The sequence below is a fragment of the Streptomyces sp. NPDC020958 genome, assembly GCF_055562175.1.
Genome location: NZ_JBVHFU010000005.1, coordinates 447,427 through 470,905, shown reverse-complemented (window position 1 = coordinate 470,905; position 23,479 = coordinate 447,427). Strand labels below are relative to the sequence as shown.

Genomic DNA, 23,479 nt, shown 5'->3' with positions numbered 1-23,479 from the left:
TTACGAGCGCCCCCGCGCGGAGACCTAGCCGCGGGGCGTTTCCAGGTGTGCGTTCGGCGCCTTGGCCAGGGCCTCGTACTCGGCCAGGACCACCACCGACACCCCCCGCTCCCGCAGCATCCCCGTCCCGTCCGCCGCCCGCACGAAGGTGTCCGGTTCGTGCCAGGCCGTGACCACCCGGCGCGCCCCCGCGCCGAGGATCAGCTCCGCGCAGGGGTGGGGACGGGAGGCGCGGCGGGTGCAGGGCTCCAGGCTGGTGTAGACGGTGGCCGTGGCCAGCCGGGGGTCGGCCGGGGCGATCTTGGCGAGGGCCGCCTCCTCCGCGTGGACCGCCGGGTCGCCCGCCTCCCGGGAGTGGCCGCGGGCCAGTTCCGTGCCGTCGGCGGCGACCACCACCGCGCCGACACTGAACGCCGTCGCCGAGGGTGGGCACTGGGCCGCCAGCTCGCAGGCGAGCCGCAGCCAGTGGCGGTCGGCGGCGGACACCGAGCCGCCCGCGCCGGGGGCGGTGGGCTCGTAGCGCATCAGGACGACGTCCTCGATACGGCGGGTCTCCACCAGGCGCAGCCGTCCGGCCTGGTAGCCGCCGGGGCCGAACAGGCGCGGCGCCTCGGGCTCGCCCACGAAGACCGGGGCGAGGACCAGCTGGAGCTCGTCGGCCAGGCCCTCCTGGAGCAGCTGGGTGTGGACGGTGCCGCCGCCCTCCACCATCAGGCGGTCCACACCGCGGACGTCGTGGAGGTGGGTCAGCAGCGCGGGCCAGTCGAGCTCGGGTCCCAGCGGGACGATGTCGGCGGCGATGCCCAGGGCGGCCGCCCGCTCCGCGCCCGAGTCGGTCGTGCAGACGAGCTTGTCGCCGCCCGTGTGCCAGAACTTCGCGGCCGGATCGAGGTCGCCGGTCGCGGTGACGGTGACCTTGAGGGGGTACTCGGGCCGGCCGGCGGCGATCCGGGCTGCGCGGCGGGCCTCGGAGTACACCAGGAGCCGCGGGTTGTCCGCGCGGATCGTGCCGGCGCCGATCAGGATGGCGTCGGAGCCGGCCCTCACCTCGTCGACCCGGTCGAAGTCGGCCGGCGAGGAGAGCAGCAGCCGTTCGGGGCCGGTGTCGTCGAGGTAGCCGTCCAGGGAGACGGCGGCGGACAGCAGGACGTGGGGGTACGGCATCGGACGCGCTCACTCTCGGCGGCGGGCGGGACCACTCGCGGCGGTCGACTGGACCACTCTCGACGGTCGGCGGGGTGTGAACCGGACGCTTGGTTAAAGTTTGAAACAAACTTACACTGGTCCCATGACGACTCGCTGGCTCACGTCGAAGGAGCAGCGCGCCTGGCGCGCGTTCATGGCGGCGACCAACCTCCTGGAGGACGCGATCGACCGCCAGCTCCAGCAGGACGCCGGCATGCCGCACCTCTACTACGGCATTCTGGCCAACCTCTCCGAGGAACCGGAGCGCAAGCTGCGGATGACCGATCTCGCCGCCAGGTCCAAGATCACCCGGAGCCGGCTGACCTACGCCGTGACCCGGCTGGAGAAGGACGGGCTGATCCGGCGCGAGGACTGCCAGTGGGACAAGCGGAGCAGCTTCGCGATCCTGACGGACAAGGGCATGGCGGCCCTGGAGCGCACGGCGCCCGGACATGTGGAGACGGTGCGCGCGGCGGTGTTCGACCACCTCTCCGAGGAGCAGGTCACGCAGTTGGAGGAGATCAGCTCCGTGATCGCGCGGGCGCTGGAGGGCGACGAGAAGCCGCGGCCGACCTCCGACGAGGTGCCGTGGCGGCGGCGCTCGTCGTCGCCGTGTTCCGGTTCGTGAACCCCGATTCCGCGGAACGACCGGAAACTTGTTGCTTCAAATTTAAAGCATGGGGTATGGTTCCAGCCGTAGATCTGCTTCAAATCTGAAGCAGAGACACGCGTCCCGCACGGGACAGCCGTCCTGCACCCGGACACTGGAGACCCCGATGACCGACTTCCCCGCCGCCACCCAGCGCGCCCGTGTCCGGGTCCCGCTGCGCTTCACCGACGGCTACAGCGTCAACGCCGAACTCGTCACCTTCCACGGCCTGACCGACGGTCAGGAACACGTCGCCGTCGTCCTGGGCGAGCCCGCACCGGGCACCCTCCCGCTGGTCCGCCTGCACTCCGAGTGCCTCACCGGAGACGTCTTCGGCTCGGCCCGCTGCGACTGCGGACCCCAGCTGCGCGAGGCCGTCGAACGCATCGCCGAGCGCGGCGGCGTCCTGCTCTACCTGCGCCAGGAGGGCCGCGGCATCGGCCTCTACAACAAGCTCGACGCGTACGCCCTGCAGGACCAGGGCCTCGACACCTACGAGGCGAACGCCGCCCTCGGCCTGCCCGAGGACGCCCGCGACTACACCGCCGCCGCCCAGATGCTCCGGGCCCTCGGCCACGGCGAGCTGGACCTGCTCTCCAACAACCCCGACAAGGCCGAGCAGTTGCGCACCCTCGGCATCACCGTCCGCGACCGCGTACCGACCGGCGTCTTCAGCACCGCCCACAACGTCCGCTACCTGCGCGCCAAGGTCCTGCACACCCAGCACACCCTGCCGCTGGCGGAACTGACGGAGCTCAACGCGGGCTGAACGGTCCACCGCAGACCGCGGCGCCCGGGCCGGCGAGGGTCACATGCGCAGCCAACGCCTCATCCGATTCCCCCGGCTCGCGTCGTCCAGCTGGTCCGCGTACTCGTCCATGCCGTCCTCCCGCAGGATGGCCGCGGTGCCCCGCACCTCCCAGGCCTTCGAGCGGCGGACCACCGCCTGGATCAGCAGGCGGGCCACCTCGTCGAGACGGGCACCGCCCAGCTCGGCGAGCACATCGGGCAACCAGTCCTCCAACGGGACGCGTTCCACGGCCGAGGTGACGACCCAGGCGACATCGGCCTCCTTCTCCTGGAGATGCAGGGCGCCGAGCAGCTCCGCCAGTTGGTACGGCTCCAGAGCCCGAGCCGCCTGCCACAGCACCCTTCTGGCCCGGTCCACGTCCGCCACGTCGAAGGGTCTCGCCAGCCCTTCCTCAAGGACTCGCGCGACCGCCGGATCGTGCACCTCGGTATGGCGCCGCGCCGACGAGCGCTGCACCCTTACCGCGTCCCCACGCGGCAGTCCCGCCCTGCGCAGCCTGGTGAGTACGGTCGGCAGATCGGCCCGCAGGCCGAGGCCTGCGAGCACCGACACGTCACGGGGCATCCCCGACTCCGCCATGGCACGGTAGATCGCCACGACCCGGTCCGCCGAAGCGAGCTCCATCAACGTCCGCAGTTCGAGCGGGAGCCAGGCGACGGGACGCTCGCTCTGCCAGAGTTCCAGGAGCACTCGGGGCGCGTCGTCGCGCCCGGCCAGCGCTACACCCAGCGCCCACACTTCCGCGCGGCCGCCGTCCTCCACGGAGAGGCGACGGAGCGCCGCGATCAAGGACAGCAACGCGGGGCGAGGCAGCCGGGCAAGGCTTTCGGCGACGACGCCGCTCAGCGGGCTCCCGTCGCTCTCGTTCTCCCCCGGTTCCGTGGCCACCCGCGCGGTGATACGCACGACCGCCGGGAGGCTGAGCCGGGTCATCGAGGCCGCGAGCTGCCGGTACTCGTCGGGCGAGCAGAGGACGGGGAGCTCCGCGAGGGTCTCCTCCAGGAGCGGACCGGGACGCTCGGCGAGCAGGTCGACGAGGCGGTCCGCGTCCGCGAACCGTCCGTCGCGCCAGTAGCGCCGGAGAACCCGCGCCACGTCCCCGCCCTCGGCGGAGCCCGCGATGTGCGCGTGGAGCGTCTCGACGTCGACTTCGGCGGCGAGGACGGGCAGCGCCCCGACCAGCTCCTCGTCCGGGCCGTCCAGGACGTCGGCGAGCATCCGGTCCGCGTCGACCCGCGCACCGTGCGCACGCATCGCCGTGAGCAGGACGACACGCTGTGCGGCGGGGAGGTCTGCGGCGCGTTCCAGAAGTCTGTCCGCCGCCTCGTGCCCGAGGTCGCGCAGGGCCGCGACGAGGGCGGCGGCCTGCTCGGGTCCGGAGTCGGCCACGTCGGTGAGCAGCCGCATGGCGTCCAGGGGCCGGCCGAACCGGCGCAGCGCCGTCATGAAGGCGACGGTGTCGGCGGCTCCGCGAGGGCCCGACGTCGCCCACCGCACCACCGTGACGAGGGCGTCGGGGCGGGTCCTGCGGATCTTTTCCATGATCCGCAGGACTTCCTCGGCGGAGGCCCGGCACAACAGGTCGCGGGCCGCCTCGTCGCCCCAGGCAAGGCCCACCGTGTGCAGGGCGAGCGCCCAGCCGACCCGCTCCTGCGGCTCGGCGGCGAGCAGGGCGCGGAGGAGTTCCTCCGCCTGCGGCTGTGCCCCGTGCTCCTTCATGGAGAACAGCAGCCGGGCGGTCTCTTCCCGCGACCGGGAGGCGGCGAGCGCCGCGGGCAGTGCCAGGTACAGCGCGTACGCGGATTCGGCCGAGCCCCGTTCCAGCAGGGCATCGGCGACACGCACGTACTCCGGGTCGGGCTCGTGGGCCACCAGCATGCGCAGCCCGGTCATGGCCTCCTCGCCGAGCCCCTGCTGGTGGAGGGCCACCACCAGGTCGGCCGAGCCGTCGGGACCACCCATGGCGAGGGCGGGCCGCACCAGACGCTCCGTGACTGTCAGACCCAGGTCGCGCAGGCTGCGGGCGGCCGCCGCGACGGCGGTCGGACCGGTGCGTGCCAGCGCCTCGAACATCATGTCGGCCACCTGGCCGTCACCGAGCTGTTCGAGCACATGCAGGCACTCCGTGACCTCGGTGGCGGGCCGCGCGACGACGGCCTCGCAGGCGAGCTTCGTCAACCGGCCGAGTCCGGCCGAGCGCAGCTCGCCGAGGAGCGCCGCGGCCTCCTGTTCGGGCCAGCGGGTGGCCACGGCCGTGAGCACGGCGTCCGCCTCGGCGCCGTGCCCCGACTTCGTCAGCCCGGCCAGCCGCTCGATCAGCCCCGGCACGGTCTCGTTCAGCAGTGCCTCGTAGCCGGCTGGTACGGCGGTGTCGCGCGCCGCCGGGATCCGGGGACCGCGGCGCTCGCCCAGGCGGGCCCGGTTGCGGACGAACGTGATGCGCGCACCCGCGTTACGGGCTCGCTGCTGTGGAACGGGACCTCCGCCGGCCCGCAGGGCGCGGTCCACCGAGCGGTAGATGGTGTCCATGTCCAGGAGGTCGTCGGTATCGGGGTGCCCCTGGTCCAGCACCCTGACGAGCTCACCGGTGAACAGGGTGTACTCGGCGCCCACCGGCGCCATCGATGTCCGGTTCTCCGCCGACGAGGTCATCAGGAACGTGCCGTCCACCTCGGCGAAGTCTGCGACGCCCACGTCCGGACCCATCACGCCCTTGAGAGCCCGGCCGCTGAAGCAGGTGTCGAGGATGACCACTTTGTGCAGCGCCGAGCAGTACCGGAGGATGACCGACCGGACCCGGTCGTACGACAGGGCCCGGAACAGGTGCTCGCTGCTGGTGTCCGGCAGCGCCAGTTGGAGTCCGTCGGGCTGCTCGGGCAGACCGTGTCCCGCGAAGTACAGCAGGAATCCGTCCTGTGCCTGTGAGGCCGCCTCGTGCACCGCTTCGAGGACCTCACGGTCGGACGTCGGGTCCAGCAGGACCGTGCAGTTCTCCTCGGGTAGCCCCCACAGGTCCGGGTCGCGCAGGAGTTCGGCAATGCGCCGCACGTTGTTGGCGACGGCCGGGAGCGGATCCAGGTGCTGGTAGCCCTGGACGCCGACGATGACCGCCCGGGATGTCGAGGGATCAGGCTGCGCCATCGCCATGTGCCTCCGCCCCTGCTCTCCCGGCACCGTCGGCGCTCCGCGCACCCGGGGTTCCGGCGGACGGGCCCGGTATCGGTTCCCGGAGAGCCGCCAGAATCCGCTCCAACGCCTCCGGGCTGTCGTCCGTCACGGTCAGTGTGCCGCCGGGCAGGGTCACGCTGACGCGGGGCGGTGCCGGGCGGGTCGAGCGCCAGGAGGCGTACGCCAGCGCGAGGTTGGCGGCGGCGATGCCCTGTCCAAGCACCACCTCGATGACGTCCAGCGCCCCCATCGTCCCGGCCGACTCGCGGGTTACCCGGTGTATCTGCGTCGATCGGCGCAGCTCAGCGTCCCCGACGAGCCAGTCGTGGAGCTCGCTGACGATCAGATGCCCGTCCTCGTGATCAGGGCCGGTGATCGTGGCACGCATATGTTCCCCCATAACGCCCTCATGACCCTCTGCAACGATTCGCAGCCGAGAGTGTAGGGCGATGCTTTCCCCCGGACACCGCGAATGCCCCAATCACTGCCTGCCGGGGCGGACAATGACGCACTCTGTACGCGATCTTCCACCTCATGGGCACCCCGGCGAAGGCGATCGTGGTGGACGGCTGGGACCCCTACGAGTCGGAGCCGAAGACGGACGGCAGCGCGCCCACGATCGCGCTCGACAGCATGAACATCGCCGTGCTGCGCGACCGCAGGACCCGCCAAGCGAAGGAGCGCACCAAGTGGGGCAGCGCCTGGCAGGACATCGGGAAGGTGTTCACCAAGGAGGACGGCTCCTGACTCCACCCCGGGACTGTCTCCGAGACCTTCCGCCGCATCCTCGCCCGACCGACCTGCCGCCCATCGGCCGAACAGCTACCGCGCCGGCGCCTCTCCTGGCTCAGGCTGATACCGCCGGAACGCCGAGCTCCGCCAACAGGCCGCGGACCCGCCGCTCGATCTCGTCCCGGATCGGCCGTACGGCGTCCACACCCTGGCCGGCCGGATCGTCCAGCTGCCAGTCCAGGTACCGCTTGCCCGGGAAGACGGGGCAGGTGTCCCCGCAGCCCATGGTGATCACGACATCCGAGGACTGCACGGCCTCGGTGGTCAGGATCTTCGGGGTCTCGGCGGAGATGTCGATCCCCAGCTCCGCCATGGCCTCGACCACCGCCGAGTTGACCGCGTCGGCGGGGGCGGAGCCCGCCGAGCGGACCTCGATCCGGTCACCGGCGAGGTGGGTGAGGAAGGCGGCGCCCATCTGGGAGCGGCCGGCGTTGTGGACGCAGACGAACAGCACGGAGGGACGCGGGGCAGCCGATCCGGTTCCCACCGTCTCGGCGGCGACACGGCGGCCGAGGGGGACTGTCACGCTGTCGTCCTGACGGACTGCGGCGTCGTCAGAAACCCTGCGAGCTTGTCCAGGGCGCCGGGCGACACCCAGTAGTAGACCCACGTCCCACGGCGCTCGCAGTCGACCAGGCCGGCCTGCCGCAGCAGCTTGAGGTGATGGGAGATCGTCGGCTGGGACAGATCGAAGGCGGGCGTCATCTCGCACACGCAGACCTCGCCGCCCTCACGTGCGGCGATCATCGACAACAGGCGCAGCCGCACCGGGTCACCCAGCGCCTTGAAGACCTTCGCCAGCTCCGTGGCGCGTTCGTCATCCAGTGGCGCGGCAGCCAGGCCGGGGCAGCACACGGCGTCCTGGTCGATCAGCTCCAGCTCTTGTTTCGACACACCTCTATGTTGACGTTCTTCGATCCAAGGTGCAAGGTTGCATCCAAGAACTTCAATACAGACCGTTCCAGGGCACCGCCATGCCCCGTCACCCAGGAGTGGAGTGATGAGCGAGCAGTCCGCCGACTTGCGCGATACCGTCCGCCGCCGGTACGCCGCCGCAGCCGTGAAGGTCGCCGAGGGCAGCACCGCCTGTTGCGGCCCCGAACCGGTCGAGGCCGACGAGAACTTCGGCTCGACCCTCTACGCCACCGACGAGCGCGCCACCCTGCCCGCCGAAGCGGTCGCCGCCTCCCCCGGCTGCGGCAACCCCACCGGCAAGGCGTACGGCCTGGACATGACCGAGGAGATGCTCACCCTGGCCGTGGCCAACGCGAGGAAGGCCGACGCCTCGCGGGCACGATCGACGTGGTCATCTCCAACTGCGTGATCAATCTGTCCGTCGACAAGCCCGCCGTCTTCGCCGGGGCCTTCGGCCTCGAAGCCGTCGGCTTCACCGGCATCGACATCACACCGACGCGGACGGCATGCGCTCCGCGATCATCCGCGCCACCAAACCCGCCGCCTCCGATGACTCCGATGTGCCCTCCGAAGCGCGTGGTTCGGACGGCGCCTGCTGTGGCGTGAACGCGTGCTGCACTCCGTCCGAAACCGCGGCCGAGCGCACCCGCTCACGCATCGCTCACGCACGAGCCCGAAAACGAGTCAGCGCCCGAGCCAGCCGAAGCCGACCCGGACGCTGCCTAGCAGGTCAGAGGCCATATCCCCCGACCACCACCCGTAGGCCGTGTGGGACTCGAACCCACAACCAATGGATTAAAAGTCCACTGCTCTGCCAATTGAGCTAACGGCCCAGGCGATGTTGCCTCCCCGAGCATAGCCGGACGGAGCCGTGTCGCCGATCGGGTATCGGGGTCACGGCCGCGTCGGGTGGCGGAAGTGGGCCGGAGCGTCAGAGATCGACCAGTTTGGCGGTGTCCTCCTCGCGTGCTCCGTCCGGGCTGAGGAACCAGTGGCGGGCCGAGACCTGCCACCAGATCGCGGCGAAGCCGAGGACCGCGAGGACGGCGACCGGGGCGTAGTTGAAGGTCTCCCAGGTGACGGGAGAGACCTGCGGGAGCATGAAGAGGACGGTGATGACGACGACCCACGTCACCGAGATCACGCCGATCACCAGCGACCAGCGGCCCAGATGCCAGGGCCCTCGCTCGAACGCGTCCCCCTTGCGCACCCGCAGCAGCGTCGGGATCACGTACGCCACGTACAGGCCGATCACCGCGATCGACGTCACGGCGGCGTAGGCCGTGTAGTTGATCAGGTACGGGAGGCCCAGCGCGAGGGCGGCGAGGGCCGCCAGCCAGACCGCCGCCACGGGGGTGCGGGTGCGGGGGCTGACCGTGTGCCAGACGCGGGAGTAGGGCAGCGCCCCGTCGCGCGAGAAGGCATAGATCATGCGGCTGTTGGCCGTCACCGACGCCATCCCGCAGAAGAGCTGGGCGCCGATCACGACCAGGAGGAGGAGTTTGCCGGTCGTCGCGCCGAGCGCGTCCAGGAGGATCTGCGCCGGGGGCGCGCCCGTCGGCGACTTCAGCTCCTTGTCGTACGACTGGATCGCGAACGTGAAGCCGAGCAGGAGGACGAAGCCGGCGATCCAGGACGTCCAGATGGAGCGGACGATGCCCTTGGGGCCCGCCGTCGCCGCGTCGTGGGTCTCCTCGGTCATGTGCGCCGAGGCGTCGTAACCGGTGAAGGTGTACTGCGCCATCAGCAGGCCGAGGAGGACGACGTACGGGCCGCTGCTCCAGCCCGTCTCGTTCACGAACTTCGTGAAGACGAAGGACGCCGACTGGTGGTGGTCGGGTACGAAGGTCAGCGCGCCGACGATCACCAGGACGCCGACCACGTGCCACCACACGCTCACGCTGTTCAGGAGCGCGACGATACGGACGCCGAAGGTGTTGAGGAGGCCGTGCAGGACCAGGATCGCCGCGAAGAGGAGGATCGTGCGGCCGGGGGTGACGGTGAAGTCGAACTGGAGGTTCAGGTAGGCGCCCAGGAAGGACGCGGCGCCGAAGTCGATGCCCGCCGTCACCGCCACCTGGCCGAGCACGTTGAACCAGCCCGTGAACCACGCCCAGGCCGCGGCCGAGCGGGGCGGGGCCAGCCGGTGGGCCCAGAAGTACAGGCCCGCCGAGGTGGGGTAGGCGGAGCAGATCTCGGCCATCGACAGGCCCACGAAGAGGGTCATCAGGCCCACGGCCACCCAGCCCCAGGTGATCACCGCGGGCCCGCCGGTGATCATGCCGAAGAGGTAGAGGGTGAGACAGCCGGAGAGAACCGAGATGATCGTGAACGAAACGGCGTAGTTCGAGAACGCCGACATGCGCCGGGCCAGCACCTGGGTGTAGCCGAGCTGGGCCAGCCGCTCCTCGTCGGAGAGGCCCCCGGAAGGCGATGTGCCTATCGCGTCTTCTGTCATGCCCCCAGCGATTCCCCTGCCGCGGTCGTGACATGCGTCACAGCTTGGCCGAAAAGAACCCGGAACGGGGCCGAAACAGGGTCGCCTGGTCACCTCCCGGGCGGAGCCCCGGAACTCCCTGCCGCGCCCGGAAACGGCTGAGCGCCGCGCCCCGGTGCGGGCGCGGCGCTCAGCCGTTCGTCACTCGACGTCCGTCACAGGACGTCAGCCGTTGCGCTTCCAGCGCGGCTTGTCGTCGCGGCGCCCGAAGGAGCCGGAGGACGAACCACGGTGGTCGTCACGACGGCCGTACGGGCGGTCGTGGCCGGGGCGGTCGTGGCCGCCGCTGCGGAAGCCGGGGCGGTCGTCGCGACGGTCGCGGTTGAACGGACGGTCGCTGCCACGGTGGCCCCCGCGCTCGTCCCGGCGGAAGCCGCCACGGTCGTCACGGCGCTCGAACGAACGGCCACCACGGTCGTCACGGTCGCGGTCGAAGGAACGGCCACCGCGGTCGCCGCCCCGGTCGTCGCGGCGCTCGAAGGAGCGGCCCCCACGGTCGTCACGGCGGTCGTCGCGGCGCTCGAAGGAACGGCCCCCACGGTCGCCGCCCCGGTCGTCACGGCGGTCACGGCTGAACGGACGGTCGGTGCGGTCGCGGTCCCGGTCGAAGGAGCGGCCGCCGCGGTCGTCACGGCGGTCGTCACGCCGCTCGAAACCGCGCTCGCGGTTTTCGCGGCGCTCGAAGGGGCGGCCACCACGGTCGTCACGGCGGTCGTCCCGACGCTCGAAGCCACGGTCGCGGTCACGGTTGAACGGACGGTCGCCGCGGTCGAAGGAACGGCCGCCACGGTCGTCACGGCGGTCGCGGTCGAAGCCGCGGTCCCGGGCGTCGCGCGCCGCCGGAACCTCCGGCTGCGTCTCCACCACGGTCTCCTCGGCCACCGCGGCCACCGCGGTCACCGCGGTCACCACGGCCTCGGCCTGCGCCTCGGCGACCGCGCTCTCCGGGTCGTCGCCGCGCTCGCGCGCGGCCCGGGCGACCAGGCGGTCGGCCTCCTCGCGCAGCTCGGCGGCCCGGCGCTGCGCCCGCTCCAGCTCCTTGGTGAGCTGGGCGACCTCACGCTCGGCCTGCTGCGCCGCGTTGCCCGCGGACTCGGCCTGGACCTCGGTCATCGAACGGGCGCCGGTGATCTCGGCGACCTCGGGCTCGAAGGCCGTACCGGAGTTGATGATGTGACGCCCGGCGTCGACGCCCGCGTCCTCCATCAGGCGGAAGATCTGGCGCCGCTGGTGCGGGAGGGAGAGCGACACGACGGTGCCGGTGCGGCCGGCGCGGGCGGTGCGGCCCGCGCGGTGCAGGTAGTCCTTGTGGTCACCGGCCGGGTCGACGTTGAGGACCAGGTCGATGCCGTCGACGTGGATACCGCGGGCGGCGACGTCGGTGGCGACGAGGACGTTGACGTACCCGTCCTTGAAGTCGGCGAGGGTGCGGGTCCGGGCGCCCTGGGTCATGCCGCCGTGCAGCGCGTCGGCCTTCACGCCGGAGTCGCGCAGCTGCTCGGCGACGCGGTCGGCGCCCAGCTGGGTGCGGACGAAGATGATCGTGCGGCCCTTGCGGGAGGCGATCGCGGCGGTGACCGGCGCCTTGTCCTTGGGCTTCACGATCAGGATGTGGTGGGACATCGTCGTGACCGCGCCCTGGGCCGCGTCCACCTCGTGGTGGACCGGGTTGTCGAGGTACCGGTCGACGAGGGTCTTGATCTCGTTCTCCATGGTCGCGGAGAAGAGCATGCGCTGGCCGCCGGCCGGGACCTGGTCGAGCAGCTCGGTGACCTCGGGCAGGAAGCCCAGGTCGGACATCTGGTCGGCCTCGTCGAGGACGGCGATCTGGACGTCCTCCAGGGAGCAGGCGCCGCGGTTGATGATGTCGCGGAGGCGACCCGGGGTGGCGACGAGGATGTCGACGCCGCGCTCCAGGGCGTAGATCTGGTTGCCCATGGACGTACCGCCGCAGACGACCTTCATCTTCAGGCCGAGGACGTCGCCGTAGGGCTGGAGCGCGTCGGCGACCTGCATCGCCAGCTCGCGCGTGGGGGTGAGGATGACGGCACGCGGCCGCTTCTTCTCGGTGCGGCCGCCGGCCAGCGTGGCCAGGGTGGGCAGACCGAAGGAGAGGGTCTTGCCGGAACCGGTGCGGCCGCGGCCGAGGATGTCCTTGCCGGCCAGGGCGTCCGGGATGGTCGCGGCCTGGATCGGGAAGGGGGTGGTCACGCCGTTCTGCGCGAGCTTGCGCACGACGCCCTCGGGGAGGCCGAGGTCGGCGAAGGTGGTCTGGGGGGTGGTGTCGGTGGTGTCAGCGGCCTCTTCGGAGGCCTTGGTCACCAGGTCGTCGTTCTCGAACTCGTTCTCGTTCTCGGACACGACGAACTGATCAGTACTGGACACGGACATGCGAATGCGAAACCTTCCGGAGTCTCTTCGGCACGCGCCCGTCAACTCCGTGATTCGCTCACGACCGCCTCAATGCGGTCCGCCACGGCAAGGGAGAGTACGCGCCACACGGCGCGCTCTGCGGTGGCGCCGGGCAAATGGGATCAAACGATCTACCACCATACGCACCCACCACCCCTGAAGGCAAACCGGGCCTCGATATCGCAGTTCAGAGCAGTACAGCCACACGGATCAGACGCGCAGGACGACAGAGACCTGAACACCCGGACCCGCCCCTTTCTTCCCGCCCGCTACGCCGGGGCCCCCGCCGTCGGCGCCGGTTCCCGTTGGACGAGTTGGGGCCCGGTCTCCTCGTGTGCCGACGAGGACGGCTCGGCCGACGGCGGGTCGCTCACCGGGGGTGGCGGCGGGGGCGGGGTGGGGGTGACCGCCGGGGGTGTGGGGGACGCCGGGTCGCCCGTCGGCGGCCCCGCGGGCACCCCCGGCGCCACGCTCCCGCCCGGCTGCGCCGGCGCGTCGGGCCCCGAGCTGTCGCCGCCCCGCGCGGGCCGCCCGGACGCCGACGCCGACTCCCCCGGCTTCGGCTTCCCCGCGTGCCCCCGCTTCCCGTCGGCCACCGCCCCGCCGTACCCCGCGCCGCCTTCACCGGACACCCCGGAGCCCCCGGCGACCGCGTCACCGCCCCGGTGCCCCGCGGAGTGCGACGGCTTGGCCTTCCCTGCGTCGTCGCCCACGTTCACACAACCGGCGGCGGCCGCGACGGCCATCACCGCGACGGCCAGACGGACGGGTACGTTCAAGGGGCGCACGGCGGCCACCTCCGGGGGGAAGTAAGAAGTCGACCTGCCCAACTCCCGCCGCCCGCAAGAGGACACGCTGACCGCGCACCGGGGACAAACGACCGAAGCATCGCCCCGCCACGCGGCCCGCGCCGCCCGGCGCGGCGGTACCCGAGGCGGGACCACCGGACCCGAATCCGGTACCCCGGCCCCCACCGCCCGCGCGTTCCGTCCCCGACAATGGCCGTGTGCTGGAGATGACACGCGAAGCGTTCGAGGAACTCGTGAGCGAGGCCCTGGACCGGATCCCACCGGAACTGACCCGGGTGATGGACAACGTCGCCGTGTTCGTCGAGGACGAGCCCCCGGCCGACGACCCCGAGTTGCTGGGCCTGTACGAGGGGACCCCGCTCACCGACCGCGGTGAGTGGTACGCCGGCGTGCTCCCCGACCGCGTCTCGATCTACATGGGCCCCACGCTGCGCTCCTGCGAGACCCCGCAGGACGTGGTGCACGAGGTCGCCGTGACCGTGATCCACGAGATCGCCCACCACTTCGGCATCAACGACGAACGCCTTCACGAACTGGGCTGGGGCTGAGCCCGGCCCCGTGACAGGAGGGCCGCGAACCGTCGCATATCAACCCCTGAGCCTGGGCATACGGCCCCAATGGCCCGCGTCCGCACCCGAGCCCAAGCCCGTCCGCCCGTCCTGGAACTCGACCCGCACGCTCACGAACCGCCCGCCTGGAGCCGCGTCCTCGGCCTGGCGGCCGTCGTCCTCCTGGGCGCCTGGCTGGGCCTCCTGATCGTCGGGAACGTCCGCACCCAGGTCGGCCCGATGGACACCACGATGACCCTGCGCCCCTCCCTCGACGGGGGCACGAAGATCAACGTCTCCCCGCTGGGCGCCCTCTATCTGGACACCCACGCCGGACCGGTCCGTCTCGACGTCAACGTCGACCAGCTGGACCCGTTCCGCTCCCAGGCCCTCGTCGACCACCCCGAGCGTCTCGCCGGACTCCAGGACGAGGTCGCCCACGACGTCGAACACGGCACCCTCGACCTGGCCGAACGCTCCTGCGTCGCCGTGGTCGCCGGCGCCACCGCCCTCGACCTCGCCGTCTACCGCCGCCCGCGCCGCGCCCTGGCCGCCGGCGGCCTCGCCCTGGGCCTGCTCGCCGCGTCCGGCGCGACCGCGTACGCCACCTGGAACCCCGAGTCGGTCCTGGAACCGAGGTTCTCCGGCCTGCTCTCCTCCGCCCCTGCCGTGGTCGGCAACGCGCGCAGCATCGTCACCGAGTTCGACGTCTACCAGAAGGAGCTGGCCCGCCTGGTGACGAACGTGACGAAGCTGTACGACGTCACGTCCACGCTCCCCGCCTACTCGCCCGACCCGGCCACCCTGCGGGTCCTGCACGTCTCCGACATCCACCTCAACCCGGCGAGCTGGAAGATCATCGCGTCGCTGGTGGAGCAGTACAAGGTGAACGTGATCGTGGACTCCGGGGACACCATGGACCACGGCACGGCGGCCGAGAACGGCTTCCTGGACCCGGTCAAGGACCTCGGGGTGCCCTACGTCTGGGTCCGCGGGAACCACGACTCCCACGTCACCCAGCGCTACCTGTCCCGCATGAAGAACGTGCACGTCCTGGACGACGGCCGGGCCGAGACGATCGGCGGTCTGCGCTTCGCCGGTGTCGGCGATCCCCAGTTCACCCCGGACCGTTCGACCGTGCCCGGCGGTGACGCGGCCGAGGAGCGGGCCGGGGACGGCCTGGCCACGGCCCTGCGGGAGCAGCGGGCGGCCGGCACCCCGGTGGACGTGGCGATCGCGCACGAGCCGGTAGCGGCCCGGATGACGGACGGCGAGGTACCCCTGGTGCTGGCGGGGCACATCCACCACGAGCAGACGGAGCTGCTGCCGCACGGCACCCGGCTGCGGGTGGAGGGCTCCACGGGCGGCAGCGGGCTGCGCGCCGTCGAGGGCAAGTACCCGGACCCGATCGAGGCCTCGATCCTCTACTTCGACCGGGACACCCGCCGCCTCCAGGCCTGGGACGCGATCAGGCTGGGCGGCCTGGGCCAGACGACCGCCGAGGTCAGTCGCCACCTCCCGACCAGGTGACCGACCACCTCCCGGTCACATGACCGACCGGCTGCTCGGCCACGCGACCGGGCAGCGACTCCGCCGCGGGCCGGTCCGGCGCCGGGCCGTCGCCGGTCCGGCGCCCCCATCGTCCTCGTCGCCGTAAACCGTTTTGGCGATACCCCCCGCCATCCCATATGCTTCTCACGTCCCCGACGCGCTGAGAAGCGCCCAGGCGGGCCGATAGCCCTCATCGTCTAGCGGCCTAGGACGCCGCCCTTTCAAGGCGGTAGCACGGGTTCGAATCCCGTTGGGGGCACGCAAGATCGTGTGCGACACTGTTGCACACAACAGCTTGGTCCTGTGGAGCAGTTTGGAGTGCTCGCCACCCTGTCAAGGTGGAGGCCGCGGGTTCAAATCCCGTCAGGACCGCTGAGGTTTCACGTGAAACCTCGTGGCTGGGTAGCTCAGTTGGTACGAGCGATCGCCTGAAAAGCGATAGGTCGCCGGTTCGACCCCGGCCCCAGCCACCACAGACAGCCCCTCCGGGATCTCGGAGGGGCTGTTCTCATTCCGCGTCCGCCCCCCTGTGCTTCTTCCACTCCCGTTGCATCAGCTCCAGCTTCTCGGAGAAGGCGGGGTTCTCGGCGATCGTCCCCGATGTGAAGGGAATCGGCAGCAGGAACGACCCCCCATCGGTCCGGGTGACTCCGATCTGGGTGATGGACCCATTGCGCCCACGGCCCGAGAGCGCATGGATGCTCTCGATGTCCCGCCAGCCCACGCGCCGACGTCCGGTCATCCCACGAGTGCGCAGGCCCTCCGCGTCGATGCGCGTCCAGCCTGTCGGCATCCCCGCCATGGGCACGAACAGCGCGGTCGGTATCAGCCCGAACATGAGCCACAGGCCCACGGCGGAGCCGGTCTGACCGTCGGCCAGGTACCTGGCCGCACGCACACTCACCGCCCCGGCCCACCCCGCCATCCCCAACGCGAACGCCCACATCACCAAGCGCTGCCTGCGCGTGTACCGAAAGATCGTCTCGCCCATCCGTGCAGTCTGACAGCGGTCCGCCGACGGGCTCCGTTTTTCTGGCGGGCTGACCGCTTGGCGGGACGGACGGGTGACGCTACTTTCTGCGTCGGAACGGGCCAGAGGGCCAGCAGTGACCTGAGGGACAAGAGGGCGGGGACGATGAGCGGGGACCAGGACAGAGTCGGCCAGGACGTCGAGCTGGAGAAGACCCGGGCGCGCTACGGGCTGCTCGCCGTCGTCGTTAGCAATCTCGCCATCGCCGCGGTCGCGGTCTTCGGGGTCTGGCAGCTGGACGGCGACACCTCGGTGATCATCGGCGTGCTCACCGCCGCGTTCACCGCGGTGAGCAGCATGACCACGGCCTACCTGGGGATCAAGGCGGTGTCCAACACGGCCAGGTCGATCGTCTCCTCGGCCGCGGCCGCCACCCACACCGCCACCCCCCACCCGGCCCCCACCGCAGCACCCACCACCCCGGACCCGGCCACCCCGGCCCCACCCACCCAACGCGGCGCATGACCCCCTTGCCCCGGCCGAACCGCCGGAGGCAAAAGCGTTCGCCATGGATTTCCCCGAGGTGAGATCCTGGACCGCGTATGTCTACGCACCCCGCCCCCGCCCTCGGCGCCCTCGCCCCCCGCCTGACCGAGCTCTCGCTGCGCGACGCGCACCGGCTCGGGCGCAGGCTGGAAGGCGCGCGCAAGATCCGTAAGCCGGAGGCCCGCGCCGCCGTCCTCGCCGAGATCGAGGCAGAGGTGGCCAGGGCCGAGGAACGGATGGCCGGCCGGCGCGCCCTCGTGCCCGCCGTGTCGTATCCCGAGCAACTGCCCGTCAGCCAGAAGAAGGACGAGATCGCCGCCGCGATCCGCGACCACCAGGTCGTGATCGTGGCCGGTGAGACCGGCTCCGGCAAGACCACCCAGATCCCGAAGATCTGTCTGGAACTGGGCCGGGGGGTGCGCGGCATGATCGGGCACACCCAGCCCCGCCGGATCGCCGCCCGTACCGTCGCCGAGCGCGTCGCGGAGGAACTGCGCACGCCCCTCGGGGAGTCCGTCGGCTGGAAGGTCCGCTTCACCGACCAGGTGAACCCGGACGCCACCTTCATCAAGCTGATGACGGACGGCATCCTGCTCGCCGAGATCCAGACCGACCGCGAGCTGCGCGCCTACGACACGATCATCATCGACGAGGCCCACGAGCGGTCCCTCAACATCGACTTCCTGCTGGGCTACCTGGCCCAGCTGCTGCCGAAGCGCCCGGACCTGAAGGTGGTCATCACCTCCGCCACCATCGACCCGGAACGCTTCTCCCGGCACTTCGGCGACGCCCCGATCGTCGAGGTGAGCGGGCGGACGTACCCCGTGGAGGTCCGCTACCGGCCGCTCCTCGAAGCGGATTCCGAGGACGCCGACCGGGACCAGATCACCGCCATCTGCGACGCCGTGGAGGAGCTCCAGGGCGAGGGCCAGGGCGACATCCTCGTCTTCCTCTCGGGCGAGCGGGAGATCCGGGACACCGCCGACGCGCTCACCAGGAAGAACTATCGGTTCACCGAGGTCCTCCCGCTCTACGCCCGGCTCTCGCACGCCGAGCAGCACCGGGTCTTCCAGCCGCACACCGGCCGCAGGATCGTGCTGGCCACCAACGTGGCCGAGACCTCGCTCACCGTCCCCGGCATCAAGTACGTCATCGACCCCGGCTTCGCCCGGATCAGCCGCTACAGCCACCGCACGAAGGTGCAGCGGCTCCCCATCGAGCCGATCAGCCAGGCCAGCGCCAACCAGCGCAAGGGCCGCTGCGGCCGTACGTCCGACGGCATCTGCATCCGGCTGTACGACGAGGAGGACTTCCTCGCCCGGCCGGAGTTCACCGACGCCGAGATCCTGCGCACGAACCTCGCCTCCGTCATCCTCCAGATGACCGCGGCCGGCCTCGGCGACATCGAGAAGTTCCCCTTCATCGACCCGCCGGACCACCGCAACATCCGCGACGGCGTGCAGCTGCTCCAGGAGCTGGGCGCGCTGAACCCGGACGAGAAGGACGTCCGCAAGCGGCTCACCGACAGCGGACGCAAGCTGGCCCAGCTGCCGGTCGACCCGCGGCTCGCCCGCATGGTCCTGGAGGCCGACAAGAACGGCTGTGTCCGCGAGGTCATGGTCATCGCCGCCGCCCTCTCCATCCAGGACCCGCGCGAGCGCCCGGCCGACAAGCAGACCCAGGCCGACCAGCAGCACGCCCGCTTCCGGGACGAGACCAGCGACTTCCTCGCCTTCCTCAACCTGTGGAAGTACATCAGGGAGCAGCAGAAGGAGCGCGGTTCCAGCTCCTTCCGGCGGATGTGCAAGCAGGAGTACCTCAACTTCCTGCGCATCCGCGAATGGCAGGACATCTACAGCCAGCTGCGCACGGTCGCCAAGCAGATGGGCATCCACCTCAACGAGGAGGACGCCCCCGGCGACCGCGTGCACGTCTCCCTCCTCGCCGGGCTGCTGTCCCACATCGGCATGAAGGACGTGAAGAACGCCGGGGCGGAGGGCGGGAAGAACACAGCCAAGAACGAGTACCTGGGCGCGCGGAACGCCAAGTTCGCGATCTTCCCGGGGTCGGCGCTGTTCAAGAAGCCCCCTCGGTTCCTGATGTCGGCCGAGCTGGTGGAGACCTCTCGGCTCTGGGCCCGGGTCAACGCGAAGATCGAGCCGGAGTGGGTCGAGCCGCTCGCCGGGCACCTCCTGAAGCGGACGTACAGCGAACCGCACTGGGAGAAGGACCAGGCGGCCGTGATGGCGTTCGAGAAGGTGACGCTGTACGGCGTGCCGATCGTCGCCGACCGGAAGGTGAACTACGGCCGGATCGACCCCGAGGTCAGCCGCGAGCTTTTCATTCGCAACGCTCTGGTGGAGGGCGACTGGCGCACCCACCACAAGTTCTTCGCGGACAACCGCAGGCTGCTGAGCGAGGTCGAGGAGCTCGAACACCGCGCCCGGCGCCGGGACATCGTCGTCGACGACGACACCCTGTTCGACTTCTACGACCAGCGGGTGCCCGACCACGTCGTCTCCGGCGCCCACTTCGACTCCTGGTGGAAGCACAAGCGCCACGAGCATCCGGAGTACCTGGACTTCGAACGGGAGATGCTGATCCGGGAGTCGGCGGAGGCGGTCACCAAGGCCGACTATCCGGACTCCTGGCGGCAGGGGCAGCTCAAGTTCCGGGTGACGTACCAGTTCGAGCCGGGCGCGGACGCGGACGGTGTGACGGTCCACATCCCGCTCCAGGTGCTCAACCAGGTCACGGACGAGGGCTTCGACTGGCAGATCCCCGGCCTCAGGGAAGAGGTGGTCACGGAACTGATCCGCACCCTCCCCAAGCCGATCCGCCGCAACTACGTGCCCGCGCCGAACTTCGCGAAGCGCTTCCTGGACACGGCGGTCCCGCTCCAGGAACCGCTCACCGTGACCATGGCCCGCGAGCTCAAGCGGATGGTCGGCGTCCCCTTCGAGGCCGAGGACTTCGACTGGGCGAAGGTCCCGGACCACCTGAAGATCACGTTCCGGATCGTCGACGAACGGCGCCGGAAACTGGCCGAGGACAAGGACCTGGAAGCGCTGCGGCTCCGGCTGAAGCCCGAGGCGCGCCAGGCCCTCTCGCAGGCGGCGGCCGCCACCGCGTCCCGTGCGGGCGGCGAGTCCCTGGAACGCAAGGGGCTCACCGACTGGACGATCGGCTCGCTCACCCGCGTCTTCGAGACGCGCCGGGCCGGGCAGCCGGTGAAGGCGTACCCGGCCCTCGTGGACGACGGCGACACGGTCTCCGTACGCCTCTTCGACACCGAGGAGGAGCAGGCCGAGGCGATGTGGAAGGGCACGCGCCGGCTCATCCTCCGCAACATCCCGGTGAACCCGGCCAAGTTCGCGTCGGACAAGCTGACGAACGCGCAGAAGCTGGCACTGTCGGCGAACCCGCACGGCACGATCCAGGCCCTGTTCGACGACTGTGCGACGGCCGCGGCGGACAAGCTGATCGCCGACTTCGGCGGGCCGGTGTGGGACGAGGAGTCGTACCGGAAGCTGTACGACAAGGTGCGCGCCGACATCGTCGACACGACGGTCCGGACGGTGGGCCAGGTGCAGCAGGTGCTCGCCGCCTGGCAGGCCTGTGAGCGGCGGCTGAAGGGCGTCCGGAGCCCCGCGCTGCTCGCGAACCTCACGGACGTCCGCAAGCAGCTGGACGCCCTCGTGAAGCCGGGCTTCGTGACGTGGGCCGGGATACGACGCCTGCCCGACCTGATGCGCTATCTGGTCGCGGCGGACCGCCGTCTCCAGCAGATGCCGACGAACGTCCAGCGGGACACCACCCGCATGGAGAAGGTCCACGAGATGCAGGACGAGTACGCCTGGCTCCTGGAGCAGCTCCCGCGCGGGCGGCCGGTCCCGCAGCAGGTCCTGGACATCCGCTGGATGCTGGAGGAACTCCGGGTCAGCTACTTCGCGCACGCGCTGGGCACGGCGTACCCGATCTCCGACAAGCGGATCGTGAAGGCGATCGACACGGCAGCCCCGTAACAGACCGCTCACGCAGGGTGAGTTCGACCAGCACCCGCTCACTCCTGTACAGTCCTTCTCGCAGCACAGCGCAGAGAAAGTGCCGCGAAACCTGGTCCTGTGGAGCAGTTTGGAGTGCTCGCCACCCTGTCAAGGTGGAGGCCGCGGGTTCAAATCCCGTCAGGACCGCAACAGACTGAGGCCCGCATCCCCGCAAAGGGTGCGGGCCTCAGTCGTCTCCGTGCCATTGACGGGGTCACATTCCGTCGGTACCCAGGGAGCAGGGCCCGGTTTCCTCGGCCCCCTCGGGAGGTGGCGTATGGCGGCTTCGGTGCGGCACGAGACGCGGGCGCTCCTGAGGGCCCATCTGGCCGCCGCCTCGTCGTACCGGCACCTGACCCGCCACTGTCCCGTCTGCCACCAGCTGCTGCGGCTGGCGATGGACTCGGCCCCGTGTCCGTCGGAAGCCTCGGAGGACGCCACGGAGGACGCCACGGAGGACGAGCGGCCGGCCGGGGTCTGAGCCGGGCCGGACCCAACACCCGTACGGCCGTGGGGCGATGGCGCCCCCGCCCCATTAGCGCACCCGGGGCGACACAAACAACCCGTGCGGTATGTGACGGGAGTCACCGCATGAGTTCAGGAAACAGCGGTACTTACCCCCCTCCTACAACCGGTCAATTTAATATGTGCAATTGCACCACCCTGTCGGCTCACTCCAACAGCTCTCCCCAGACTCCGCCAAGCCCGCTCACAGGGGCGCCACGGGCGCACAAAAAAGATCGCGCTGGACCCGGCGGAGTCCAGCGCGATCTACGACGCACCCTGTGTGGCTTGCCTGAGAAGTTCTTGTCGGCCTGGGCGTGGGCCCTGTTGGGGCAGGTCCCGCGTCGCTTGTAGCTAGGGTTCGGGGCACCTCGACCAGTGGGGGACCGGTCGGTTTGCCCGCTATTCAGTTGGTCAGGCCTCGCTGCGCTGCTGCGGAATACCCGCGAGCAGGGCGCGGACCTCAGCCTCGCGGTAACGGCGGTGTCCGCCGAGCGTGCGAATCGACGTGAGCTTGCCGGCCTTCGCCCACCGCGTGACCGTCTTGGGGTCGACACGGAACATGGTGGCGACCTCAGCCGGGGTCAGCAGCGGCTCGGCATCAGGGGTGCGAGCGGTCATGAGCGGCCTCCTCGGGAGAACCGAACCTTCTCGGTTCTTTCCTCTAAATTCTGCACCTTGACCCGCGTTGCCCGAAATGGCGGACGCGAGTCGAGTCGGTTATAGGACGAACGGCTTGTCCTCGGCACTACAACTACACCATCTGTCCAGCCGCGTCGGCCAAACCGATGGAATTGCCCTCCCAGGTAGTCATCAGCCGCGGAAGCCGATGGACCATGCCATAGCGGACAGTCACGCCACTGTGACGATCAGTCACAGGGGCGATCAGGAGTCACCAGACCCCCCAAAGCACGTAATGCGGAGAATCCGCCCACAGTGCACCACAGTTGGACGGAAGGAGACTTCCCCGGACTCCTTGTCCTATTTTGGCACGAGGAGTAGCAAGGGACGCAAGGGCCGCGTAGGTGTGATCCATCACCCTTGCCACAAAAGCCCGGATCGGGCCCAACGTCCGTGAGTTCACTGAAGTGCCGTCAAGGTACGTTGTTTCACGGCATCTGGACCGTGACGTACGTCACTCTGCGTGTACCAACTCGTCAGTCAGTACGGATCACCGGGCACGGCTGCTCACTCCGGCGGTCAGTTCGCCGACCGGCGGTCCCGCACCGACCGCCACCGCTCCACCAGCCGCCCGTAAGCCTCCCCGGCCGCGGCCCCGTCGCCCTGCCGCAGCGCCGCCACGCCGGCCGCCACGTCCGCCGCCGAATGGTCGTCCTCCAGATCACCGGCGGGCAGCGCGTGCACCAGCCCGCCGTAGTCCAGTTCGACCAGCGAGCGCGGGTGGAACTCCTCCAGCCAGCGGCCGACGTCCACCAGACCGTCGATCAGCGGCCCTTCCTCCACCGTGTCCTTGAGCGTGCGCAACGCCCGGGCCACCCGCCGCCGGGCCTGCACCATCGGCGTGCGGTAGCGCAGCATGGGCGGGATCTCCCCGGTGCCCTTCTCGTACCGGCGCTCCTCGTCGGAGACCAGCACGAACCAGTTCAGCGGCACCTGCCAGGTCGCCGTGCGGATCCAGGGCCGGGAGTCGGGGTTGCGCGCCAGCCAGCGCTCGTAGTCCACCGCGGCCTGGCGCCGGACCACCGGGGGCAGCATCGCGTCCAGGACCGGCTTCGGCAGCTCCTCGGGCAGCTCCTGGAGGGCCTGCCAGCCGCGCAGCCGGGTCCGCCAGGGGCAGACGCAGACGACGCCGTCCACCTCCAGCACGAACGCGTCGGCGCTCTCCTGCACCGGCACCGGGATCGGCGGGGTGGGCAGCAGGTCGGCCAGCGAGCGGCGCAGTTCGTCCTGGTACGAGGGCCGGTCGGAGCGGCGGGCGTACCGCGCCCAGTGGGCGCGCTCGGGCTCCGGGAAGGCGGCCAGCGGCTCGTACACACGCAGGTACGTCGCGTAGGGCACGACCACCGAGGACACCTTGGGCACGCCTGCTCCCTCCCCATCGGGCCGGTCTCGAAA

The 23,479-nt window shown here is 70.6% G+C and carries 19 protein-coding genes, 5 tRNA genes and 1 pseudogene; 13 read left to right on the top strand and 12 right to left on the bottom strand.

Annotated features, from left to right (window positions below):
• Window positions 1-24 precede the first annotated feature (24 nt).
• The gene (locus ACZ3KP_RS19155) at window positions 25-1,164 is read right to left on the bottom strand and encodes a dihydrofolate reductase family protein (RefSeq protein ID WP_467500917.1); all 1,140 of its coding nucleotides are present in this window, start codon (window positions 1,162-1,164) and stop codon (window positions 25-27) included.
• 124 nt (window positions 1,165-1,288) lie between these two features.
• On the opposite strand from ACZ3KP_RS19155, the gene ACZ3KP_RS19150 reads away from it, so the two are divergent.
• Window positions 1,289-1,813 (top strand): MarR family winged helix-turn-helix transcriptional regulator, encoded by a 525-nt coding sequence (locus ACZ3KP_RS19150; protein WP_358985878.1) that lies wholly within the window; start codon window positions 1,289-1,291, stop codon window positions 1,811-1,813.
• 148 nt (window positions 1,814-1,961) lie between these two features.
• The gene (locus ACZ3KP_RS19145; RefSeq protein ID WP_467500915.1) at window positions 1,962-2,603 is read left to right on the top strand and encodes a GTP cyclohydrolase II; all 642 of its coding nucleotides are present in this window, start codon (window positions 1,962-1,964) and stop codon (window positions 2,601-2,603) included.
• A gap of 39 nt (window positions 2,604-2,642) precedes the next feature.
• Here the strand turns inward: ACZ3KP_RS19145 and ACZ3KP_RS19140 are convergent, their stop codons facing one another.
• Window positions 2,643-5,786 carry a caspase, EACC1-associated type gene (locus ACZ3KP_RS19140; RefSeq protein ID WP_467500913.1) on the bottom strand — a complete coding sequence of 1,048 codons (3,144 nt, stop codon included), beginning with the start codon at window positions 5,784-5,786 and terminating at the stop codon, window positions 2,643-2,645.
• Window positions 5,773-6,201, bottom strand: coding sequence for an effector-associated constant component EACC1 (locus ACZ3KP_RS19135; protein ID WP_467500911.1), 429 nt, complete (start codon window positions 6,199-6,201; stop codon window positions 5,773-5,775). The genes ACZ3KP_RS19140 and ACZ3KP_RS19135 overlap by 14 nt, the downstream gene beginning before the upstream one ends.
• A 125-nt stretch (window positions 6,202-6,326) precedes the next feature.
• Here ACZ3KP_RS19135 and ACZ3KP_RS19130 point away from each other — a divergent pair.
• Window positions 6,327-6,625 (top strand): annotated as a pseudogene (locus ACZ3KP_RS19130) (site-specific integrase); the annotation flags it as partial.
• A gap of 35 nt (window positions 6,626-6,660) precedes the next feature.
• On the opposite strand, the gene ACZ3KP_RS19125 reads toward ACZ3KP_RS19130, so the two are convergent.
• The gene (locus ACZ3KP_RS19125) at window positions 6,661-7,092 is read right to left on the bottom strand and encodes an arsenate reductase ArsC (protein ID WP_467500972.1); all 432 of its coding nucleotides are present in this window, start codon (window positions 7,090-7,092) and stop codon (window positions 6,661-6,663) included.
• A 35-nt stretch (window positions 7,093-7,127) separates the two neighbouring features.
• On the bottom strand, window positions 7,128-7,499 hold the full coding sequence (locus ACZ3KP_RS19120) for an ArsR/SmtB family transcription factor (protein WP_467500909.1): 372 nt from the start codon (window positions 7,497-7,499) through the stop codon (window positions 7,128-7,130).
• A 106-nt stretch (window positions 7,500-7,605) separates the two neighbouring features.
• Here ACZ3KP_RS19120 and ACZ3KP_RS19115 point away from each other — a divergent pair, with 106 nt between their 5' ends.
• On the top strand, window positions 7,606-7,929 hold the full coding sequence (locus ACZ3KP_RS19115; RefSeq protein WP_467500907.1) for a hypothetical protein: 324 nt from the start codon (window positions 7,606-7,608) through the stop codon (window positions 7,927-7,929).
• Window positions 7,930-8,280: 351 nt separating this feature from the next.
• Here ACZ3KP_RS19115 and ACZ3KP_RS19110 read toward each other — a convergent pair.
• From ACZ3KP_RS19110 to ACZ3KP_RS19095, 4 genes are all read right to left on the bottom strand, one after another.
• Window positions 8,281-8,353 (bottom strand) — tRNA-Lys (locus tag ACZ3KP_RS19110).
• A 98-nt stretch (window positions 8,354-8,451) separates the two neighbouring features.
• The gene (locus tag ACZ3KP_RS19105) at window positions 8,452-9,978 is read right to left on the bottom strand and encodes an amino acid permease (protein ID WP_467500905.1); all 1,527 of its coding nucleotides are present in this window, start codon (window positions 9,976-9,978) and stop codon (window positions 8,452-8,454) included.
• A 204-nt stretch (window positions 9,979-10,182) separates the two neighbouring features.
• Window positions 10,183-12,408 (bottom strand): DEAD/DEAH box helicase, encoded by a 2,226-nt coding sequence (locus ACZ3KP_RS19100; protein WP_467500903.1) that lies wholly within the window; start codon window positions 12,406-12,408, stop codon window positions 10,183-10,185.
• A gap of 290 nt (window positions 12,409-12,698) precedes the next feature.
• Window positions 12,699-13,217, bottom strand: a complete 519-nt coding sequence (locus tag ACZ3KP_RS19095; protein ID WP_467500901.1) for a hypothetical protein — start codon at window positions 13,215-13,217, stop codon at window positions 12,699-12,701.
• Window positions 13,218-13,435: 218 nt separating this feature from the next.
• Here ACZ3KP_RS19095 and ACZ3KP_RS19090 point away from each other — a divergent pair, with 218 nt between their 5' ends.
• The 5 genes from ACZ3KP_RS19090 (at window position 13,436) to ACZ3KP_RS19070 (ending at window position 15,810) form a co-directional block, all read left to right on the top strand.
• Window positions 13,436-13,786 (top strand): metallopeptidase family protein, encoded by a 351-nt coding sequence (locus tag ACZ3KP_RS19090; RefSeq protein WP_358971237.1) that lies wholly within the window; start codon window positions 13,436-13,438, stop codon window positions 13,784-13,786.
• Between the two features lie 69 nt (window positions 13,787-13,855).
• Complete coding sequence (locus ACZ3KP_RS19085; RefSeq protein WP_467500898.1) at window positions 13,856-15,316, top strand: metallophosphoesterase family protein; 1,461 nt, start codon at window positions 13,856-13,858, stop codon at window positions 15,314-15,316.
• A 207-nt stretch (window positions 15,317-15,523) separates the two neighbouring features.
• A tRNA-Glu gene (locus ACZ3KP_RS19080) sits at window positions 15,524-15,596 on the top strand.
• A 38-nt stretch (window positions 15,597-15,634) separates the two neighbouring features.
• Window positions 15,635-15,709: transfer RNA gene (locus tag ACZ3KP_RS19075), tRNA-Asp, on the top strand.
• Between the two features lie 24 nt (window positions 15,710-15,733).
• Window positions 15,734-15,810: transfer RNA gene (locus ACZ3KP_RS19070), tRNA-Phe, on the top strand.
• A gap of 35 nt (window positions 15,811-15,845) precedes the next feature.
• Here the strand turns inward: ACZ3KP_RS19070 and ACZ3KP_RS19065 are convergent.
• Window positions 15,846-16,328: a PH domain-containing protein gene (locus ACZ3KP_RS19065; RefSeq protein WP_467500896.1), complete on the bottom strand. Its 483-nt coding sequence runs from the start codon at window positions 16,326-16,328 to the stop codon at window positions 15,846-15,848.
• 144 nt (window positions 16,329-16,472) lie between these two features.
• Between ACZ3KP_RS19065 and ACZ3KP_RS19060 the strand changes: the two genes are divergently transcribed.
• The 4 genes from ACZ3KP_RS19060 (at window position 16,473) to ACZ3KP_RS19045 (ending at window position 21,380) form a co-directional block, all read left to right on the top strand.
• Window positions 16,473-16,832, top strand: a complete 360-nt coding sequence (locus ACZ3KP_RS19060; protein ID WP_467500894.1) for a hypothetical protein — start codon at window positions 16,473-16,475, stop codon at window positions 16,830-16,832.
• A 77-nt stretch (window positions 16,833-16,909) separates the two neighbouring features.
• The gene (gene hrpA / locus ACZ3KP_RS19055) at window positions 16,910-20,878 is read left to right on the top strand and encodes an ATP-dependent RNA helicase HrpA (RefSeq protein WP_467500892.1); all 3,969 of its coding nucleotides are present in this window, start codon (window positions 16,910-16,912) and stop codon (window positions 20,876-20,878) included.
• Window positions 20,879-20,971: 93 nt separating this feature from the next.
• Window positions 20,972-21,046 (top strand) — tRNA-Asp (locus tag ACZ3KP_RS19050).
• 130 nt (window positions 21,047-21,176) lie between these two features.
• Complete coding sequence (locus tag ACZ3KP_RS19045) at window positions 21,177-21,380, top strand: DUF6274 family protein (RefSeq protein ID WP_467500890.1); 204 nt, start codon at window positions 21,177-21,179, stop codon at window positions 21,378-21,380.
• Between the two features lie 437 nt (window positions 21,381-21,817).
• Here the strand turns inward: ACZ3KP_RS19045 and bldC are convergent, their stop codons facing one another.
• Both bldC and ACZ3KP_RS19035 read right to left on the bottom strand, forming a co-directional pair.
• A complete protein-coding gene (gene bldC, locus ACZ3KP_RS19040) occupies window positions 21,818-22,024 on the bottom strand; it encodes a developmental transcriptional regulator BldC (protein ID WP_003949541.1) in 207 nt (68 codons plus the stop codon).
• 579 nt (window positions 22,025-22,603) lie between these two features.
• Window positions 22,604-23,446, bottom strand: a complete 843-nt coding sequence (locus tag ACZ3KP_RS19035) for a DUF8083 family protein (protein ID WP_360567754.1) — start codon at window positions 23,444-23,446, stop codon at window positions 22,604-22,606.
• Between the last annotated feature and the right edge of the window lie 33 nt (window positions 23,447-23,479).

Excerpts from the sequence above, each read along its gene's own strand:
- ACZ3KP_RS19155 (WP_467500917.1), bottom strand. The coding sequence starts at position 1,164 with ATGCCGTACCCCCACGTCCTGCTGTCCGCCGCCGTCTCCCTGGACGGC.
- ACZ3KP_RS19150 (WP_358985878.1), top strand. The coding sequence starts at position 1,289 with ATGACGACTCGCTGGCTCACGTCGAAGGAGCAGCGCGCCTGGCGCGCG.
- ACZ3KP_RS19145 (WP_467500915.1), top strand. The coding sequence starts at position 1,962 with ATGACCGACTTCCCCGCCGCCACCCAGCGCGCCCGTGTCCGGGTCCCG.
- ACZ3KP_RS19140 (WP_467500913.1), bottom strand. The coding sequence starts at position 5,786 with ATGGCGCAGCCTGATCCCTCGACATCCCGGGCGGTCATCGTCGGCGTC.
- ACZ3KP_RS19135 (WP_467500911.1), bottom strand. The coding sequence starts at position 6,201 with ATGCGTGCCACGATCACCGGCCCTGATCACGAGGACGGGCATCTGATC.
- ACZ3KP_RS19115 (WP_467500907.1), top strand. The coding sequence starts at position 7,606 with ATGAGCGAGCAGTCCGCCGACTTGCGCGATACCGTCCGCCGCCGGTAC.
- ACZ3KP_RS19105 (WP_467500905.1), bottom strand. The coding sequence starts at position 9,978 with ATGACAGAAGACGCGATAGGCACATCGCCTTCCGGGGGCCTCTCCGAC.
- ACZ3KP_RS19100 (WP_467500903.1), bottom strand. The coding sequence starts at position 12,408 with ATGTCCGTGTCCAGTACTGATCAGTTCGTCGTGTCCGAGAACGAGAAC.
- ACZ3KP_RS19085 (WP_467500898.1), top strand. The coding sequence starts at position 13,856 with ATGGCCCGCGTCCGCACCCGAGCCCAAGCCCGTCCGCCCGTCCTGGAA.
- ACZ3KP_RS19065 (WP_467500896.1), bottom strand. The coding sequence starts at position 16,328 with ATGGGCGAGACGATCTTTCGGTACACGCGCAGGCAGCGCTTGGTGATG.
- ACZ3KP_RS19060 (WP_467500894.1), top strand. The coding sequence starts at position 16,473 with ATGAGCGGGGACCAGGACAGAGTCGGCCAGGACGTCGAGCTGGAGAAG.
- hrpA (WP_467500892.1), top strand. The coding sequence starts at position 16,910 with ATGTCTACGCACCCCGCCCCCGCCCTCGGCGCCCTCGCCCCCCGCCTG.
- ACZ3KP_RS19045 (WP_467500890.1), top strand. The coding sequence starts at position 21,177 with ATGGCGGCTTCGGTGCGGCACGAGACGCGGGCGCTCCTGAGGGCCCAT.
- bldC (WP_003949541.1), bottom strand. The coding sequence starts at position 22,024 with ATGACCGCTCGCACCCCTGATGCCGAGCCGCTGCTGACCCCGGCTGAG.